The sequence below is a fragment of the Bordetella bronchialis genome, from assembly GCF_001676705.1.
Classification (GTDB): domain Bacteria; phylum Pseudomonadota; class Gammaproteobacteria; order Burkholderiales; family Burkholderiaceae_B; genus Bordetella_C; species Bordetella_C bronchialis.
In genome coordinates this window covers 5,030,253-5,048,411 of the sequence record NZ_CP016170.1, presented here as the reverse complement: position 1 = coordinate 5,048,411, position 18,159 = coordinate 5,030,253, and the positions used below count along the sequence as shown (strand labels likewise).

The 18,159-nt window shown below is 66.1% G+C and carries 18 protein-coding genes and 1 tRNA gene; 13 read left to right on the top strand and 6 right to left on the bottom strand.

Features of this window, described 5'->3' with window-relative positions:
* Window positions 1-2 precede the first annotated feature (2 nt).
* The 3 genes from BAU06_RS22150 (at window position 3) to BAU06_RS22140 (ending at window position 3,290) form a co-directional block, all read left to right on the top strand.
* Window positions 3-956, top strand: a complete 954-nt coding sequence (locus BAU06_RS22150; RefSeq protein ID WP_066355703.1) for an NUDIX hydrolase — start codon at window positions 3-5, stop codon at window positions 954-956.
* Window positions 957-1,389: 433 nt separating this feature from the next.
* On the top strand, window positions 1,390-2,208 hold the full coding sequence (nadC, locus tag BAU06_RS22145) for a carboxylating nicotinate-nucleotide diphosphorylase (RefSeq protein WP_066359560.1): 819 nt from the start codon (window positions 1,390-1,392) through the stop codon (window positions 2,206-2,208).
* Between the two features lie 176 nt (window positions 2,209-2,384).
* Window positions 2,385-3,290 carry a tripartite tricarboxylate transporter substrate binding protein gene (locus BAU06_RS22140; protein ID WP_231934125.1) on the top strand — a complete coding sequence of 302 codons (906 nt, stop codon included), beginning with the start codon at window positions 2,385-2,387 and terminating at the stop codon, window positions 3,288-3,290.
* 37 nt (window positions 3,291-3,327) lie between these two features.
* Here the strand turns inward: BAU06_RS22140 and fabI are convergent, their stop codons facing one another.
* From fabI to gloB, 3 genes are all read right to left on the bottom strand, one after another.
* Window positions 3,328-4,110 (bottom strand): enoyl-ACP reductase FabI, encoded by a 783-nt coding sequence (gene fabI / locus BAU06_RS22135; protein WP_066355701.1) that lies wholly within the window; start codon window positions 4,108-4,110, stop codon window positions 3,328-3,330.
* A 107-nt stretch (window positions 4,111-4,217) separates the two neighbouring features.
* The gene (locus tag BAU06_RS22130; protein ID WP_066355700.1) at window positions 4,218-5,642 is read right to left on the bottom strand and encodes a transglycosylase SLT domain-containing protein; all 1,425 of its coding nucleotides are present in this window, start codon (window positions 5,640-5,642) and stop codon (window positions 4,218-4,220) included.
* Window positions 5,643-5,649: 7 nt separating this feature from the next.
* On the bottom strand, window positions 5,650-6,483 hold the full coding sequence (gloB, locus tag BAU06_RS22125; RefSeq protein WP_066359552.1) for a hydroxyacylglutathione hydrolase: 834 nt from the start codon (window positions 6,481-6,483) through the stop codon (window positions 5,650-5,652).
* Window positions 6,484-6,502: 19 nt separating this feature from the next.
* Between gloB and BAU06_RS22120 the strand changes: the two genes are divergently transcribed.
* The 6 genes from BAU06_RS22120 (at window position 6,503) to BAU06_RS22095 (ending at window position 10,990) form a co-directional block, all read left to right on the top strand.
* A complete protein-coding gene (locus BAU06_RS22120) occupies window positions 6,503-7,267 on the top strand; it encodes a class I SAM-dependent methyltransferase (RefSeq protein ID WP_066355698.1) in 765 nt (254 codons plus the stop codon).
* 49 nt (window positions 7,268-7,316) lie between these two features.
* Window positions 7,317-7,802: a ribonuclease HI gene (gene rnhA / locus BAU06_RS22115; protein WP_415834848.1), complete on the top strand. Its 486-nt coding sequence runs from the start codon at window positions 7,317-7,319 to the stop codon at window positions 7,800-7,802.
* Window positions 7,803-7,903: 101 nt separating this feature from the next.
* Complete coding sequence (gene dnaQ / locus BAU06_RS22110; protein ID WP_066355692.1) at window positions 7,904-8,650, top strand: DNA polymerase III subunit epsilon; 747 nt, start codon at window positions 7,904-7,906, stop codon at window positions 8,648-8,650.
* A 152-nt stretch (window positions 8,651-8,802) separates the two neighbouring features.
* A tRNA-Val gene (locus BAU06_RS22105) sits at window positions 8,803-8,877 on the top strand.
* 411 nt (window positions 8,878-9,288) lie between these two features.
* Complete coding sequence (locus BAU06_RS22100; RefSeq protein WP_066359546.1) at window positions 9,289-10,425, top strand: Fic family protein; 1,137 nt, start codon at window positions 9,289-9,291, stop codon at window positions 10,423-10,425.
* Window positions 10,426-10,543: 118 nt separating this feature from the next.
* The gene (locus tag BAU06_RS22095) at window positions 10,544-10,990 is read left to right on the top strand and encodes an SRPBCC family protein (RefSeq protein WP_066355690.1); all 447 of its coding nucleotides are present in this window, start codon (window positions 10,544-10,546) and stop codon (window positions 10,988-10,990) included.
* 32 nt (window positions 10,991-11,022) lie between these two features.
* On the opposite strand, the gene BAU06_RS22090 is transcribed toward BAU06_RS22095, so the two are convergent.
* The gene (locus tag BAU06_RS22090) at window positions 11,023-11,913 is read right to left on the bottom strand and encodes a YihY/virulence factor BrkB family protein (RefSeq protein WP_066355688.1); all 891 of its coding nucleotides are present in this window, start codon (window positions 11,911-11,913) and stop codon (window positions 11,023-11,025) included.
* 129 nt (window positions 11,914-12,042) lie between these two features.
* Window positions 12,043-12,564 carry a winged helix-turn-helix transcriptional regulator gene (locus BAU06_RS22085; protein WP_066355685.1) on the bottom strand — a complete coding sequence of 174 codons (522 nt, stop codon included), beginning with the start codon at window positions 12,562-12,564 and terminating at the stop codon, window positions 12,043-12,045.
* A 241-nt stretch (window positions 12,565-12,805) separates the two neighbouring features.
* Here BAU06_RS22085 and BAU06_RS22080 point away from each other — a divergent pair, with 241 nt between their 5' ends.
* Entirely contained in the window at window positions 12,806-13,987 is a 1,182-nt protein-coding gene (locus BAU06_RS22080) for an MFS transporter (protein WP_066355684.1), read from the top strand.
* A 180-nt stretch (window positions 13,988-14,167) separates the two neighbouring features.
* Here BAU06_RS22080 and BAU06_RS22070 read toward each other — a convergent pair whose 3' ends face one another.
* Window positions 14,168-14,902, bottom strand: coding sequence for an IclR family transcriptional regulator (locus BAU06_RS22070; RefSeq protein ID WP_066359543.1), 735 nt, complete (start codon window positions 14,900-14,902; stop codon window positions 14,168-14,170).
* Between the two features lie 141 nt (window positions 14,903-15,043).
* Here BAU06_RS22070 and BAU06_RS22065 point away from each other — a divergent pair, with 141 nt between their 5' ends.
* The 3 genes from BAU06_RS22065 to BAU06_RS22055 all read left to right on the top strand — a co-directional run bounded on the left by BAU06_RS22065 (window position 15,044) and on the right by BAU06_RS22055 (window position 18,142).
* Window positions 15,044-15,844, top strand: a complete 801-nt coding sequence (locus BAU06_RS22065; RefSeq protein WP_197509362.1) for an enoyl-CoA hydratase/isomerase family protein — start codon at window positions 15,044-15,046, stop codon at window positions 15,842-15,844.
* 173 nt (window positions 15,845-16,017) lie between these two features.
* Entirely contained in the window at window positions 16,018-17,001 is a 984-nt protein-coding gene (locus BAU06_RS22060) for a Bug family tripartite tricarboxylate transporter substrate binding protein (protein ID WP_231933933.1), read from the top strand.
* A gap of 166 nt (window positions 17,002-17,167) precedes the next feature.
* The gene (locus BAU06_RS22055; protein WP_066355673.1) at window positions 17,168-18,142 is read left to right on the top strand and encodes a Bug family tripartite tricarboxylate transporter substrate binding protein; all 975 of its coding nucleotides are present in this window, start codon (window positions 17,168-17,170) and stop codon (window positions 18,140-18,142) included.
* The last annotated feature ends 17 nt before the right edge of the window (window positions 18,143-18,159 follow it).

Here is an 18,159-nt window from a genome sequence, read left to right as displayed (position 1 = left end):
CGATGCTGCCATCCTTGCGCACCTTGACCGAACCGATCGAAAGCCGCGTCTCCGCCGAACTCGTTGCCGTCCTCGTCGCAGTGACCGACGGACAGCCGCGCGTGCTGACCACCGAGGATGCGCGGGCACTGCCCGCGGGGCCCTTCCAGTCGGCCCACCGGTCCTTGCAGGCGGGCCTGCGCGCATGGGTGGAGGCGCGCACCCACCATCCGCTGGGTTATGTAGAGCAGCTGTACACGTTCGCGGACAGCGACCGGGCGGAACAGCCCGATACCCGCATCATCTCCGTCAGTTATCTGGGCCTGACACGCGAGCTGCCCCACACGGGCGAAGCCGGCGTGGGCTGGCAAAGCTGGTATCGCTATTTTCCCTGGGAGGACCGGCGCGATGGCGCGCCCGCCTTCGTCGCGTCGCTGGTGGAGCCGCGCCTGCGCGCCTGGGCGGCCAGCGGGCCGGCGGCGCAGCGCGGCCGCCGCTACGATCGCGCGGCCATTACCTTCGGGCTGGACGGCGCCGCCTGGAACGAGGACATGGTGCTGCAGCGCTACGAGCTGCTGTACGAAGCCGGCCTGGTGCCCGAAGCCAGGCGGCGGCCGATCCGGCCGGCACTGCCGGGCACGCCGATGACACACGATCACCGCCGCATCCTGGCCACGGGCATCGCCCGCCTGCGCGCCAAGATCAAGTACCGGCCGGTCGTGTTCGAGCTGATGCCGGAGGAATTCACCCTGCTGCAGTTGCAGCAGACCGTGGAGGCCCTGGCGGGCCGCGGCCTGCACAAGCAGAACTTCCGCCGGCTGATCGAACAGCAGGAACTCGTGGAGGAAACCGGGGGCATGACCAGCGGCACCGCCGGACGGCCGGCCAAGTTGTTCCGCTTCCGCCGCGACGTGATGCTGGAGCGCGCCATATCGGGCAGCAAGCTGCCGCTCGCCCGCGAATCCCATCTGGTATAGCGTGCGGTCGCGCCGCCGCGGCGCCTGGGGAATCCATTCCATCGCGGGCCGGCGCGGGCCCCGCCGCCCGCCCGTTGGCGCCACGTATTTCGCGCCGCACAAAATCCCATATCCCGTGGCTGGCAAGCACGCGGACGCGATTTTCGGCCCGGCTAGCGCGGGCTTTTTCCGCGCCGCCACAAGGAGGGTAACCGCGAACGTGCCCGTCCCGATGGCGGAAGAAGCCAGCCGGCGTCGCGAAAAAAATGGTTGACAGTCTATTATGCTCAGAAATAGTATAAATCCACCCCTGGACTCCGTCGTCGTAATACTCAAAATGAGCATAAGCATATTACCCCGTGATTCCGCGGTCCGCCTGGACCCCCGTGAACCCGCTGCGCGCGGTACCCCGGAAAAGGGAAGCGCCCATGCGCCATCCCCGTTGCCGGCCGTCATGCTGGAACCGGTCGTACGCGCCGCCTTGCTGGAAGACCTGGGTCGCGCCGGCGACATCACGACCGATGCCATCGTCGATCCGGATACCCGCTCGCGCCTGCGCCTGGTCGCCCGCAAGCCCGGCGTGCTGGCCGGGCTGGACCTGGCGCGCCTGGCATTCACGCTTACCGACCCGCGGATCGAGTTCCTGCCGGGCATGCGCGATGGCGCGCGCCTGCGTCCGGGCGACGAGATCGCCGTCGTGGCCGGGCCCGCGCGCGGCATCCTCACGGCCGAACGCACGGCCCTGAACATGCTATGCCATCTGAGCGGCGTGGCCTCGGCCACGGCGGCCATCGCCGATGCCATCCGCCCCTACGGCGCGCGCGTCACTTGCACGCGCAAGACCATGCCCGGCATGCGCGCCCTGCAGAAGTACGCGGTGCGTGTCGGCGGCGGCAGCAATCACCGCTTCGGCCTGGACGATGCGATGCTGATCAAGGACAACCATGTCGCCCTGGCCGGCGGCATCCGCCCCGCGGTCGAACGCGCGCGCGCCGCCGCGGGCCACCTGGTCAAAATCGAACTGGAGGTCGACACCCTGGCCCAGCTGCGGGAAGCACTGGACCTGGGCGTGGACGTCGTCCTGCTGGACAACATGGACCTGGACGAATTGCGTCAGGCCGTCGCCATGGCCAAGGGCCGCGCGGTGACCGAGGCCTCCGGCGGCGTGACGCCCGAGACCGCGCCGGCAATCGCGGCGACGGGCGTGGACCTGATCGCCATCGGCTGGATCACGCACAGCGTGCAGGTGCTGGATATCGGCCTGGACGCGTAACGGAGCTGACGATGAATACCTTGCAGCGGCGCCCGTGGCGCCGCATGGCCGGCGCGCGCCTGCGCGGCGCGATGTTGGCCGTCATGGCCTTGCTGGCCGTCGCGGCTTGCCTGCGCGCGGTCGGCGGCCAGAATGAAGGCCCATCCGGGGCGGGCGTCGCGTCCACCGGGCGCGATATGGCCGGCCGCTATCCGGCGCATCCCATCACCATCATCGTGACTTTTCCGCCGGGCGGTGGCACGGACCTGCTGGCGCGCCGCCTGGGCGCCGCCCTGCAGCAGGACCTGGGCCAGACCGTCGTGGTGGAAAACCGCCCCGGCGCCAGCGGCGTCATCGGCGCGCGCGAGGTGGCGCAGGCCGCGCCCGATGGCTATACGCTGTTGATGGTGAACAGCTCCTATGCCATCAATCCCGGTGTGTACCGCGACTTGCCGTTCTCGCCGACGCGCGACCTGAAGGCCGTGATCAACGTGGCCTTCGTGCCGTCGGTGCTGGCGGTGCCGGCGTCTTCTTCCTTCCACACGCTGGCCGATGCGCTGGCCGTTGCGGGCAAGGACGGCAAGGCCTTGCCCTATGCATCCTGCGGCAACGGTACGCCCCAGCACCTGGCGGGCGAAATGCTGCGGCTTGCCAGCGGCCGGCTATTGCAGCACGTCCCCTACAAGGGCTGCGGTCCCGCCTTGACGGACGTACTGTCGGGCCAGGTTGGCATGGGCATCGTCACCGCGTCCAGCGCGGCGCCTTTCCTGGCCGCCGGCAAGCTGCGCGCGCTGGCGGTGACCTCTCCCGCGCGTACCGAACTGATGCCATCCGTGCCTACCGTGGCGGAGCAGGGGTTCCCCGGCTATGCGCTGGACCAGTGGCACGGCCTGCTCGCGCCGGCGGCCACGCCGCCCGCCGTCGTGGCGAAGTTGAACGCCGCGGTGGCCGCCATCATGAAACGCCCGGACACCCGGCAGGCCTTGCTGCAGCTGGGCTATAGCCCGACGGCCAGCACGCCGGAGGAATTCCAGGCGCTGATCGACGCCGATATCGACCGCTTCGGCAAATTGACGGCGCGCCTGGGCTTGCGCGCCGATTGATGACTCCCGTCCGGGCCGGCCCTGCGCCGGCTCGCGCTTACTCCATGCCGGCCACGACCGTGGAGAAGCCCGCATCCACGTGGGTGATCTCGCCGGTGACGCCGTTGGCCAGGTCCGACAGCAGGAAGGCCGCCACGTTGCCGACATCGTCGATGGAGACATTGCGGCGCAGCGGGGCGTTGCTCTCGACGAACTTCAGGATGGAAGAGAAGTCCTTGATCCCGCTGGCCGCCAGCGTCTTGATGGGACCGGCGGAAATGCCGTTGGCGCGGATGCCCAGCGGACCCAGCGACGTCGCCAGGTAACGCACGCTGGCTTCCAGGGAGGCCTTGGCCAGGCCCATCGTGTTGTAGTTGGGAACGACCCGTTCGGCGCCCAGGTAGGTCAGGGTCAGCACGGAGCCGTTGCGGCCCTTCATCAGCGGCAGGGCCGCCTTCGCCATGGCCGGAAAGCTATAGGCGGAGATATCGTGCGCGACGCGAAAGCCTTCGCGCGACAGGCCTTCCAGGAAATCGCCCGCGATGGCCTCGCGCGGGGCGAAGCCGATGGAATGCACGAGTCCGTCCAGCCCGTCCCAGCGCTGGCCCAGCTGCGCGAACGCGGCTTCGATCTGCGCATCGTCGGCCACGTCGCAGGGCAGCACGATGTCGCTGCCGAACTCGCCGGCGAACTCGGCCACGCGGTCCTTGAAGCGGTCGCCCACGTAGGTAAAGGCCAGTTCCGCGCCTTCGCGATGGCAGGCGCGCGCGATGCCATAGGCGATGGAGCGGTTGGAGAGCACGCCCGTGACGAGTATGCGTTTGCCGGCAAGAAAGCCCATGTGTCGAATCCTCTAGACTGAAACCGCTATTTTAGGTGAAGGGCAAGAAAAAGCCGGCGCGCGAGCGCCGGCTTTTCGTATCGCGGGGGCGGGCCCGCGCGGCGTGCTCAGCCGCGCACGTTGGTGCCCGGCACGCGCAGCACGCTGCCCACCTTCAGGGCATTGCCCTTCAGGTTGTTCAGGGCGCGCAAGGCATCCACCGTGGTGCTGTACTGCCGCGCCAGGGAGTACAGCGTATCGCCGGACTTGACCTTGTGCTGCCGCACATTGGGCCGCGGCGCATTCATCTTGGCCGACGCGACCTGTGCGGTCGCCGGGCGGACCGAACCGCGGCTGACCGGCGCGCTGCCGTTGGCCGGCCCGGCGTTATCCAGCGATGCCACCTGGACGCCGCCGCGCGCCGGCACCAGCAGATGCTGGGCGGTGGCGATGCGTTTCTGGCGGGACGGGATGTCGTTCAGGCTGCGCAGCGTGGCTTCCGAGATGCCGAAGCGCCGCGCGATGGAGGCATAGGTATCGCCGCGCTGCGGCTGGTACACCCGCCAGCTGGAGAGCTCGCCCTTGTAGTTCTCCATGTTGGCGTTGAAGATCTCCACGCGGTCGGCCGGCAGGATCACCGAGGCGTGTTCGCCGCGGATCACCGGGCGGTTGAACGAGGGATTCAGCGCCTTGAATTCGTCGACCGGCATTTCGGCCAGGCGGGCGGCGACTTCGATATCGATGTCGCGGTTCTTTTGCACGGTGGCGAAGTAAGGCGTGTTGCTGACCGGCGGCAGGACCACCGCGTACTTGGCCGGATTGGCCACGATGTTCTTGATGGCCTGCAGCTTGGGCACGTAGTTGCGGGTCTCGTCCGGCATCTGCAGCGACAGATAGTCGGTGGGCAAGCCCGCGGCCTCGTTCTTGGCCATCGCGCGCTGCACGGCGCCTTCGCCCCAGTTGTACGAGGCCAGCGCCAGGTACCAGTCGCCCTGCATTTCGAACAGGTTTTCCAGGTAGTCCAGCGCCGCGTTGGTGGAGGCAATGGGATCGCGCCGTTCGTCGCGCCACCAGTCCTGCTTCAGGTTGAAGTGCTGGCCGGTGGCGGGCACGAACTGCCACAGGCCGGACGCCTGCGCGCGGGACAGGGCCGTGGGGTTGTAGGCGCTTTCCACGAAAGGCAGCAGCGCCAGTTCGGTGGGCATGCCGCGCTGGTTGATTTCTTCGGTGATGAAGTAAAGGTACTTGCCCGCGCGTTCAGCCATGCGCTGGACCGCCTCGGGGTGCGAGGCATAGTAGTCGGTCCATTGATCGACCAGCGGGTTATGCAGATTGGGGATGGCGAAGCCGCGGCGGATGCGGTCCCAGACATCGCGCGGCGGGTGCGTCAGGTCGATGGTGCGTGACGTGACGGTGGCGACGTAGCGGGTCGGATAGCCGGGTTGCTTAGTGTCGAGATCGGTGTCTTGTAGCGTTGCCTGTTTGTGTGTCGTTCCCGCGCAGCCGGCCAATACGGCCAGGAGCAGGGGAAAGATAAGCCGGAACAATTTCATCGATTGATCACTTGAAGTTATTTTTCCATTCGCGAAGTACGGCGAATACTTCGACGGGCGAGTTTAGCGAACGCCCAGCATGTGCTGCGGCAGCCTGGGTAATTTCAACTTGCCGGGTACGCAGGAACGGATTGGTGTCCCGCTCCAGCCCGATGGACGAGGGAAGCGTGGGAATACCTTGTTCGCGCAGTTGCTGGGCCCGCTGGTACCACTGTTGCAGGGTGCGGTTGGCCGGATCGACGGCCAGCGCCCAGCGCAAGTTGGCAAGAGTGTACTCGTGTGCGCAGCAAACTTGTGTTTCAGCCGGTAATGTTACGAATTTTCCCAGGGAATCCGCCATTTGCGCGGGCGTGCCCTCGAAAAGCCGTCCACAGCCCCCCGCGAACAGGGTATCCCCGCAAAAAAGCACGGGCTCGACCCCGGCGACGCGCCCGTAATAGGCGATGTGGCCAGCCGTGTGGCCCGGGACGTCCAGGACTTCCATGGCCAGGTCCAGGGCTTCGATGCGCACCAGGTCGCCTTCCTTCAGTGCGATATCGCACCGCGGCAGGGTCTCATTCGCCGGGCCATATACGACCGCCCCCGTGGCGAGCGACAATTCGAGCACGCCCCCGACGTGGTCCTGGTGGTGGTGCGTGAGTAGAATGGCGCGCAATTGCAGGCCGTGCTCGCGCAATGCGCGCAGCACGGGCTCGGCCTGGCCGGGGTCGACCACGACGGCCTGGCCGTCGCGGTGCGCCAGCCAGATGTAGTTATCGGAAAAGGCGGGCACCGGCACCAGTGACGAAAACGAGGAAGGTCCCGGCACATCGACGTCTGCGGGGGCGGAGGTGGCTTGCATCATCAGAGGAACCCATAGCGTGGCAGAAGAAAGTGCGCCGATTGTAGAACTGGCCGAGTGGTTTCAAACGCCCCCCGGGCAGTACGTGCTGCGTTGGGAGCAAACCCAGTTCGATGCCGTGGTGGCCGATGTGTTCGGCTACAACGCGCTGCAGGTTGGCCTGGCGGAGCTGGACCTGCTGCGCAACAACCGCATGCCTTTCAAGGCCTATGTGGGCACGGTCATGCCGGAGCCCGAGGCGGCCGCGCATTGGCAGGCCTGCGCGCTGGCGGACCCGCGCGCGCTGCCCTTCGCCACGCAAAGCATCGATCTGCTGGTGCTGCCGCATGCCTTCGAATGCACGGACGCGCCCCACGACGTGCTGCGAGAGGTAGAGCGCGTCCTCATGCCGGAAGGGCGCGTGGTGATCTCCGGCTTCAATCCCTGGAGCCTGTGGGGGGCCCGCAACCGCATGCCCGGCATGGAGCCCTGGCTGCCGCATGCGCCGTCCGCGCAGGTGTCGCTGGCACGTGTCAAGGACTGGCTGAAACTGCTGTCCTTCGAAGTCGACCGGGGCCGTTTCGGCTGCTATGCCCCTGCCTGCCAGACCGACATCTGGCTGCAGCGCTGGCGTTTCATGGAAAAAGCGGGCGACCGCTGGTGGGCGGTGTGCGGGGCGGTGTATATGGTCTCCGCCGTCAAGCGGGTGGCCGGCATGCGGCTGATCGGGCCGGCCTGGAAGCAAAAGCGCAAGCCCGCCGCGGCGGCCTCCGTGGTGGCGAACCATCGCACCGGACAGTTGTGAAAGCCGCGATGACAATATCGCTTTGAGCAGTACTTTGCAGGAACAGCAGATGAATGAAATTGGAATGGCCGACGCGGATGCCGGGCTGGAAGCCGTGGAGCTGTGGACCGACGGCGCATGCAAGGGCAATCCCGGCCCCGGCGGCTGGGGTGTGCTGATGCGCTCCGGCACCCACGAAAAAACCCTGCACGGCGGCGAAATGGCCACCACCAACAACCGCATGGAATTGATGGCCGTCATCCAGGGCCTGACGGCGCTGAAGCGCCGCTGCCGGGTCACCATCCACGTCGACTCCCAGTACGTGATGAAGGGCATGACGGAATGGATACCCAACTGGAAGCGGCGCGGCTGGATGACGGCCGACAAAAAGCCCGTGAAGAACGCCGAACTGTGGCGCCTGCTGGACGAACAGGTGGCGCGGCACCGGGTGTCGTGGAAGTGGGTGCGTGGGCATGCCGGCGACCCGGGCAATGAGCGCGCCGACCAGCTGGCGAACCTGGGCGTGGAGGAAGCCCGGCGCGGGCGCGCTGCCTAGCGGGCATCCAAAGGTACACTACCGCATTCGGCCGATGCGGCCCGTGCGGCGGGCGGCCGGTCTTCCGTCTTTTGCCCTTTTGCATTGCCTTTGATCCCACCATGCGCCAGATCATCCTCGATACCGAAACCACCGGCCTGGAGCCCGCCCAGGGCCACCGCATCGTTGAAATCGGTTGCCTGGAAATCGTCAACCGCATGGTCACGGGCAACACCATGCACGTGTACCTGAACCCGGACCGCGACAGCGATCCGGAGGCGCTGGCGGTGCACGGCCTGACCACGGAATTCCTGTCCGACAAGCCGCGCTTCGCGGACATCGCGGACGAGCTCGTGCGCTTCCTGGATGGCGCGGAAATCATCATCCACAACGCGGCCTTCGACACCAAGTTCCTGAATGCCGAATTGGCGCGCATCGGCCGCCCGGCCATGCATGAGATCTGCGCCACCATCACCGACTCGCTGATGCACGCGCGGGAGTTGCACCCCGGCAAGCGGAATTCGCTGGATGCGCTGTGCGAGCGCTACGGTATCTCGAACGCCCATCGCACCCTGCACGGCGCATTGCTCGATGCGCGGCTGCTGGGCGAGGTCTGGCTGGCGATGACCCGCGGCCAGGACGCCCTGCTTATCGACCTGGACGAAGGCGAAGGCAAGGGCGCGGGAGAAGGCCTGGTGCTGGCGCGCTTCGATGCGTCCGGCCTGCCCGTCATCCGCGCCAGCGCGGAGGAACTGGCCGAGCACGAGGCATATCTGGCGGCGCTGGACAAGTCCGTGGGCGGCGCGTGCCTGTGGCGGCAATGGGATCCGGCGCCGGTGCCGGCCGAAAGCCAGGCGCAGGCGGCGTAGCGGTTCGGGTTCCGGGGCGGTTCGCCAGTCCCCGGCTTGTCCGGCGCCTGGTCCCTGCTACCGCGATGCCTCGGTGGCGCCGCGCGGTGCTGGAGGCAGGGCGCGCTGGATTGCATCGTTTCAAAATCCCATGCTAGAATCGCTGTCTTCTTGGGCGGTTAGCTCAGTGGTAGAGCACTGCCTTCACACGGCAGGGGTCACTGGTTCGAACCCAGTACCGCCCACCAAGATGGCTTGCAGATCAACGGCTTAGCTTTTATGGCTAGGCCGTTTTGCTTTCTGGGCTCCGAAAAGTAATTACTCCTCCAACGCAAAACTGGTCTATAGCGAAGATCTGGATCTGTCTATAGCGAAGGTCCTTTGGGCGGCTCGGTGCGGACTTTCGCCACTCACTTCGTGCCCACTTTGGCAGGCAGGGATGGTTGTTTATTGAATCTGAGAAGCAAATTCGCTAGTTGCTAAAGATAGGCTCTTTGTTGTTCTCAAAGGCAATAGACTCTCATCTTCGGAAGACAACTCCGCTTGTCTCTCGGATCTCCCAAGCGCTGACCAGCTATCGACGTAGAGTTCCAGGAAAAGTAAAATATTGAAATCAAAGCCTCTTGGCTTCGATGTATGTAGAAACCTGGGAATCTACCATGGTCACAAGACTCGCTTCGCCCGATCTTTCCGAGGCTGTTCAGTACCACTACGGGCGCTTCCCGCCTGCGCAGCTCGACTATGGAAAGCTGGTGCCGCAATTGGTCAAAGCCACGGACGCTATAGCCCGTTTCGACCAAATGCTCAAGAACATGCATAACAGTGAGATTCTTCTGCGACCCCTGAGGAGCCAAGAGGCCGTGATCTCCTCTCGAATGGAAGGCACGGTTAGCACTATCGATGAGATCCTCCGCTATGAAGCGGATCTGGAGGACGATGCGAAAGAAAGCATGCACGCTCGCTCGGAGGTTATCGAAACGTTCCTCTACCAGCGCGCTTTGAAGGGCGCGCAGTCGGCTATCGAGGCGGGTCAGCCACTCTCCCAGCATCTGATTCGCTCGGCGCATCAGACGCTTCTTTCCGTGGGCAGGGGAGCGCGGCTTGCGCCTGGTAGCTTCAAGACGGAGCAGAACTACCTTGCTGATAGGTCGAGACGGAAGATATTGTTCGTGCCCATTAGCCCAGAGCATCTACAAGAGGGATTGGACAACCTCTTCAAATATATCGACGACAACTCAGATGTGCCTTTGATAAAGGCGGCTATCTCGCACGTTGAGTTTGAGGCGCTACATCCGTTCAAAGACGGTAATGGGCGCATCGGACGCATGTTGATCACCCTGCTCCTTTGGAGTGCAAAGGTGATCTCGGCGCCCCACTTCTACATAAGCGGATTCTTCGAAGAGAACAAAGATCAGTACATCGACATCATGCGCGAGGTTTCTGCTTCGAATGATTGGACAAGCTGGTGCCTGTTTTTTCTGGAGGCAGTGGAGAAACAAGCGTTCAAGAATCTGGAAGTGGCCGAGAACATCAGACAGCTATATGAACGGATGAAGATCGAGTTCAGTGACGTCCTCGCTTCGAAGTGGAGTGTCATCGCGCTCGACTACGTCTTCACTTACCCTGTGTTTCGGAACAACAGATTCACACGGGATAGTGGCATTGCCGTCTCCAGCGCGATTCGGATTACCAAGGCTTTGCAGGAGCGTGGCCATCTTCGTGTGTTGGAGGAGCCTTCTGGGCGCCGTCCCGCACTTTATATGTTCGAACCGCTGCTTCAACTGGTGCGGGTGTAAGCCCTCGACCGCCTTCCTGGCCTTGACGCTTCAGGGTTTTTCCCTATCATCCCGTGTCGATATCGGCGGGGTTCGAACGTCGTCCCTGTACATCCACTTCATATCGAGGCAAACCACCATGGCTACCGGTACGGTCAAACTTCATCGCGTCTTCAAGGCCACTCCCGAGCGCGTGTATCGCGCGTTCCTGGAGGCGGATGCGATCGCCAAATGGATCCCGCCGTATGGCTTCACCTGCACGGTGCATAACATGGATGTGAAGGTGGGCGGGACGTTCAAGATGTCCTTCCGCAATTTCGGCACGGGGACCAGCCATTCCTTTGGCGGCGAATACCTGGAGCTGGTGCCCAACCAGACCATCCGCTATACCGACCGATTCGACGATCCGAACCTGCCGGGACAGATGCAGGTGACCGTCTCGCTGCGCGAAGTGATCGGCGGCACGGAATTCCATGCGGTGCAGGAAGGCATCCCGGAAGTGATTCCGGCGGAAATGTGCTATCTGGGCTGGCAGGAATCGCTGGAACAGCTGGCCAAGCTGGTCGAGCCGCAGATTCCGGGCTGATGGCGTGGCGCGGCCGGGCCTGATCCGCGGGATCAGCCTGGCACGGCGCGCGGCGCCTGGTCCTTGTCCCGCACGCCGCGCCGTGAGCCGTGCTCATTGGCGTACACCCAGGTGAACTCCGCGCCCAGCAGGAAAACCTGCGCCGCGTAATACACCCAGATCAGCACCACCACCAGCGAGCCCGCCGCGGCGTAGGAAGAGGCGACCGACGCCTTGCCGACGTAGAGCCCGATCAGGAACTTGCCGATCTCGAACAGGACTGCCGTGACGAAGGCGCCTGTCCAGACGTCATGCCAGGCCACGGACGCTCGGGGCATGAAGCGGTAGATCATCGCGAACAGCACGGTCATGATGGCCAGGGCCACCACGGTGTTGATGACCTGCAGCAGGATTTCCCACCCGGGCAGCAGGCCGGTCGCCCAGCTGCCCATTGCGCCCAGCACCGTGCTGACCACCAGCGATACGATCAGCAGGAAGGCGAGCGCCAGGACCAGCCCCAGGGACAGCAGGCGGGCACGGATCATGTTCCAGATGCCGGATTTCTTTTCGGCGGCGGGGACTTCCCAGATGCGGTCCAGCGCGCTCTGCAATTCCGAGAACACGGTAGTGGAGCCCACGACCAGGACGATCACGCTGGCCACGGTGGCGGCGATGCCTTGCGCGGGCTCCTGCGCGCCCTGCACGACGCTTTCCACCGCCTTGGCCCCGTCGGGGCCGACCAGGGCGCCGATCTGTTCGAAAAGCTGTCCCTGTACGGCCTCGCGGCCCCAGAAGAAGCCCGCCACGGCGATCACGATGATCACCAGGGGCGCCAGCGAGAAGACGGTATAGAAGGCGATGGCCGCGCCCATGCTGGGCGCATAGTCGTCCAGCCACGCGCTGACGGCTTTTTTCGCCAGGCCGAAGAATCGTTTGATATGCATGAGCCGCCCCCTGGAATCGTGTGGGACGTGTCATGCAAGCGGTGTGCCCCGCCGGGACGATATTCATGGGGCATGCCGCCGAGCCCCGATGGCTGGTCGCGGGACGCCGGTGCGGCTTCTTGCGCCGGCCTACGCCGTATCGTCGGCCGGCTGGCCCAGTATCCGCCGATTGCGGTTCGCGATGGCGCGCGCCGTGGTGGAGGTCGCGCCGGGACCGGCGGCGAAACGGATGTCGCGGAAGGACAGGGGCGTGCCGTTCCTGGCTTGGACGGCGATCCGCTCTATGGGCTCGCCCGTTTCCTTATCCAGCATTTCGAGCGGCGGCTTGCCGTCGGGCGCGAGCCAGTCGTCGCCCCATTGCTTGAGCGCGACCAGCACGGGGTAGAGCGCTTCGCCCTTTGGGGTCAGCCGGTAGCCGTCGGTATTGGCGCGGTCGGCCAGGGGGAAACGCTCGATGATGCCCGATTCGATCAAGCGCTCCAGGCGCGCTGCCAGCACGTTGCGGGCAATGCCCAGCTCGCGCTGGAACTCGTCGAAGCGGGTCGTGCCCTGGGTGCATTCCCGCACGATGAGCAGGCTCCACCATTCGCCGACCTCGTCCAGGGCGCGCGCGATGGTGCAGTTCATGCCGGTGAAGCGTTTTCGGTACATGGGGTTTTTTTACCACTGTTAGTTTTGTGATGCAACTTTCTGGCCTTGAATAGTTGCTTGAAAAAACTATCCGCGCGTATAGTTTCGTCAAGCAACTTATCTGCGACCGGAAGTGATGCCAGGAAGAGACGCCATCCAGGGCAGGGCTGGGCGTCGATGGCTTCAAGGCCATGTATCGGTCGCTGGAACGCCGTTCGTCGACCGGGCCCGCGGGCCATCATCATTTCAAGGAATCCTGACCATGGATCGTCGCCTTCTCGTCCTGGCCTTGGGCATGTTCGCGCTGGGCACCGACAGTTTCGTTGTCGCCGGCATCCTGCCCCAGCTCGCGCAGACCTATGGCGTCAGTATCGGCGCGGCCGGGCAGATGACCACGGTGTACGCCATCACCTATGCGGTGCTGGCGCCCACGATCGCGGCGCTGGCCGCGTCGGTGCCGCGCAAGCGCCTGCTGCTGGCGGGCCTGGGCCTGTTCGTGGTGGCCAATCTGGCGACCGCGCTGGCGCCTACATTGGGCATCGCCCTGCTGACCCGGGCGCTGGCGGGGCTGGGCGCGGCGATGTTCTCGCCTACCGCGACGGGCGCCGGGTCCATGCTGGTGCCGCCCGAGCGGCGCGGCTACGCGCTTTCGATTATCGTCGCCGGCTTGACGGCCGCCACGGCGCTCGGGTCTCCCATGGGCGCCGTGATCGGCGGGGTAGGCGACTGGCGCTGGACCATGGTCTTTGTGTCCGCGCTGGGCGGGGGCTCGCTGCTGGGGGTGTGGCTCCTGCTGCCGCAAATGCCCCTGCCCCCGGCGGTCACGCTGCGCAAGCGGCTGGCGCCGTTGGCGGATACGCGGGTCGGCCTGACGCTGGCCACCACGCTGCTGGCGATGAGCGGGCTGTTCACGGTCTATACCTATTTCTCGGTGGTGTTCGAGCGCGCGGTGGGCGACAGCGCCGCCGTGCTGGGTGTGTTGCTGGTGATCTGGGGCGTGGCGGGCACCGCTTCCAACCTTATGGCGGGGCGCCTGATCGATACCGTGGGCTCGCGCAAGGTGCTCGTCACGATGCTGGCGGTGCTGGTCGTGGACATCGCGCTGCTGCCGTGGACCGGGTCCAACGTATGGACGGCGGCGCTGGCGATCGCGGTGTGGGGCGGTTGCGGCTGGGGCCTGCTGGTGCCGCAGCAGCATCGCCTGGTGACCATGGCGCCGTCGATCGCGCCCGTGCTGCTCGGATTGAATACGGCGGCCACCTATATCGGCGTGTCCGCGGCCGGCCTGATCGGGGCCGGCGCCATACAGGTGCTCGGCGTGGACCAGCTGGGGTTCGTGGCGGCCTTGCTGCTGGCCGCCTCGCTGATCGTGTCGGAGCTGGCGACGCGCCGCATCGCGGTGGTGGCCGCCGGCCTGCCGCGGTCTTCGAGCGCGGCGGCTTAGGGGCGCACAAAGGGCGGAACCGAGGGTGGCCGGCGAATCGCAGCGCGGCGATCGCGGCGCCACCAATGGCGGGGCCACCAATGGCGGGGCCACCAATGGCCGGGCCGCCAATGGCGGGGCCACCAATGGCCGGGCCGCCAATGGCGACCCCGTCAATCGCGCCTCCTGGGCTTTAGTCCTTCAATCCTGGGCCGGCGGCGGATAGTCGCCGCCCAGCATGGTTGTGAGCTTGCGGGCGGCCCGCATGACGGGCTTGTCGTAATCCGCCTTGAAGCGGTCGGCGGGCATGGTCAAGGTCATGGCCCCGAGCAGTTCGCCGTCGGGATTGAAGACCGGCGCCGCGATGCCGGCGATCTCCGCAATGCGGTCGCCGACCAGGACGACGACTTGTTCGCGCCGGATGCGCGCATAGACGGCGCCCCGCGCGCCGGCGTACGCCGTGATGATGCGCCCGCCCGCGCCGCGATCCAGGGGCAGCAGGTCGCCGGGACGGATGTGGTCGCGCACGGGCCGTGGGGAATCGACGCGGTGCAGGCACAGGCGGTGCTTGCCCTGCCGCACGTGAAAGGCGGCGCTTTCCTGCGTGGCGGCCACCAGCTCGCGCAGCGCGGGCATGATGACCGATTCCAGCGAGAAGGACGCCGCATAGATCTGGTGCAGGCGCACGATGCCGGCGCCCAGCGTGTAGCGGCCGTCGGCCTGGCGCCGCACCAGATGCGCATGCTCCAGCGAGGCCAGCAGGCGCAACACCGTGCTCTTGTGCATTTCGGTCAGGGCGGCGATATCCGCCAGGCCGAGCACGGGCGTGCCGGCCGAGAACACGCCCAGTACGGACAGCGCGCGATCCACGGCGGCGACGCCGCCTTCCGCGGCGTTGCGGTCGGCAAGGGAGGGCGTGGCGGATTTGCGCGGCATATACGTCTTGTGCTGGGTGGAAGGAGAGCGGATGCGCGGTACCGGCAAGGGCGGGGCGCGCGGGCCGGGCGGAGTCGCCGATTGACTTCCGCAGCATAGCCGTACATCATAGATAGAACAGTATTCTATCTTATGAAACGCATGGAGACAACAGACCACGCTGGGGACGGTGGCGCGGGCAGTGAGCAGGCGAGACCTGTCGCGCCGTCGCGCGGCTGCGCCGGCAATGTGGTCGTGGAGCGTCATCAAGGCTGGGCCATCGTCCGCATCGCGCGCGAAGCGAAGCGCAATGCCCTGGATCGGCGCACCCGCATCGCGCTGCTGCGCGCCTTCGACAGCTTGCAAGGCCAGGCACGATGTATCGTGCTGACGGGCTCCGGCGGCAGTTTCTGCGCCGGGCTGGACCTGAAGGAGCGGGCCAGCGAACGCGCGTCCGGTCTGCGCGATACCTCCGGCGACGAATGGATCGCGGTGAATATGGCCATACGGCGGCACCCCGCGGTGTTCATCGCCGCTGTCAACGGCATGGCCCTGGGCGGCGGCATGACGCTGGTCAACTCCTGCGACCTGGCGCTGGCCGCGCAGGACGCCTGGCTGGGTTGCCCCGAATTGGCGTCGGGCGCCTACGCCGGCGCCGCGGGCCCCACCGGCCTGCTGTCCTGGCCGCGCAAGCGGGCGGCATGGCTGCTCCTGACGGCGGAGCGCATCGACGCCCGCACCGCCGAGCGCTGGGGCATGGTCAACGAAGTCGTGCCGCCGGACAGGTTGATGGAGCGGGCAGCGGCGCTGGCCGCGCGCATCGCCGGCTTCGATGTCGCGGCCCTGGAGGAAACCAAGAAATCGCTGGACCATGTGCCCGGGCAGGTCTCGGATTGGGAAGGCGCCCTGCGCTACGGTCAGACCGTGAATGCCACGATAAGCGCGAGACGGGAGCAGACATGAGGGCGCAACGGGCAAGGGTGCCGCGCGACGGCCGGCCCGGCTGCGCTGCCATAGGTGCGGCATGCGGACACCGTACGCGATATTCCAGCACCACCACCATTCGTATTTCACCTGGCCGGCGCCGAATTCGCGGCGCCCATGACGCATAACACACTAGCCCTCGAGGAGACATCATGAACCCACACCGCCGCACCCTGCTGGCCGGCATGGCGGCCGCGCCGCTGCTGTCCTTGCCGGCGATCGCCCGCGCGCAAGGCAAATATCCCTCGGGCCCGGTCACCCTGATCGTGCCCTTTCCGCCGGGCGGCGGGACCGATGCGTCGTCGCGCACCATCGCGCAGGCCATCACGCAGCTGACGGGCTGGAATATCGTGGTGGAGAACCGCCCCGGCGCCGGCGGCAATATCGGCCTGGGCCAGCTATCGCACGCCAATCCGGACGGCATGACCATAGGCATGGGCCAGACGTCCAACCTGGCGATCAATCCCACGCTGTACAAGACCATGCCCTACGACGCGCGCAAGGATTTCGCGCCCATCGCGCTGGTGTCGGGCCAACCCATGATCCTGGTGGTGCGCGAAGGTTCGCCGCACAGCACCCTGCGCAGCCTGGTCGACGCGGCCAAGGCGAATCCGGGCAAGCTCAACATGGCGTCGGCCGGTATCGGCACCGTCGGGCATCTGGCGGGCGAGATGTTCGCCAAGGAGGCCGGCATCAAGATCTTCCACGTGCCCTACCCGGGCGCGGCCCGCGCCCTGGCGGACCTGGCCGGCGGACAAGTGGACCTGTACTTCGGCACCCCGGCCAGCGTGCTGCCGTTGATGCAATCCGGCAAGCTGCGCGCGGTGGCGGTGACCTCCCTGAAGCGGCTGCCCGCCGCCAAGGATGTGCCGACCATCGCCGAACTCGGTTATGCCGGTTTCGAGGCGGAGGACTGGAAAGCCCTGGTGGCGCCGCGCGGCACGCCGGCGGCCATCGTCGACAGCCTGAACCGCGCCGCCAACGAGGCCCTGAAGCAGCCGCTGACGCAGCAGCGCTTCGCGGCCGAAGGCAGCGTGACGCTGGGCGGCAGCGTGGCCGACGCGAGCAAGTTCATGGCCAGCGAATACGAGCGCTGGGGCAAGGCCGTGCGCGACTCTGGAACGAAGATGGAATAGCGATTCGCCAGGGCTTCCGCGCGCGGGGCCGGGCCGTCAGAAAAGCGGCGCGCGCGTGGGCGGCCCCATAAAACCACGCCGCACAGGGCGGCCCGCGTCCGCCAGCGCCGACGCGCGGCAGCCTCGCGCGCAACGACGCCGCACACAAGGTATTCAAGGAGACAACATGAAGCATGCATTTTTCACCCGACTGCTGGGCGCCGTGCTGGGCCTGTGCGTGGCCGGCGCCGCGGTGGCGGCCGACGATTATCCCAGCCATCCGATCAACATCATCGTGCCTTTCAGTGTCGGCGGCTCGACGGATCTGGTCGCTCGCCTGGAAGCGAAGGCGCTGGCCCAGGAATTGAATACGTCCGTCGTGGTGGAGAACCGCACCGGCGGCGGTGGCGTGATCGGCTGGGGCAGCGCGGCGCGCTCGGCGCCGGACGGCTACACCCTGCTGACGCAGGAGATGTCCTATGCCATCGCGGCAAGCCTGATCAAGAACCTGCCCTACGATCCGCGCAAGGCCTTTACCAATATCACCACGCTGGTACAGGTGCCGCACGTGCTGGTGGTGCATCCTTCCGTGCCGGCGAAGACGGTGCAGGAGTTCATCGCGCTGGTGAAGGCCCATCCCGACAAGTATTTCTTCGGGTCCGGCGGGGTCGGCACCAATACCCACCTGGGCGGCGAGCTGTTCAACAGCTTGGCCGGCGTGAAGATGTCGCACATCCCGTTCCGCGGCGCGGGTGCGGCGCTGCAGGACCTGTTGGCCGGCCGCGTGCAGGCCATGATTACCTCCGTGCCGACCGCGCTGTCGCAGATCCGCTCCGGCAAACTGCGCGCGCTGATGGTGGCCAGCGATCATCGCATCGAGGTCCTGCCCGACGTGCCGGATGCCAAGGAGTCGGGGTTGCCGGGCATGAACATGCAGTTCTGGGTGGGCTTCGCCGCGCCGGCCGGCACGCCCAGGCCTGTGATCGACAAATTGAACGCCGCGATGGTCAAGTCCTTGCAAAGCCCGGAGATGCGGGCGCAGCTGAAGGATCTGGCGCTGGAGCCGGTGGGCAGCACGCCGGAGCAGGCCGCCAAGCTGGTCAGCGACGAGATCGCGCGCTGGCACGCGGTGATGGAGAAGGCCGGGATCAAGCCGGAATAGCACGGCCATGGAAGACG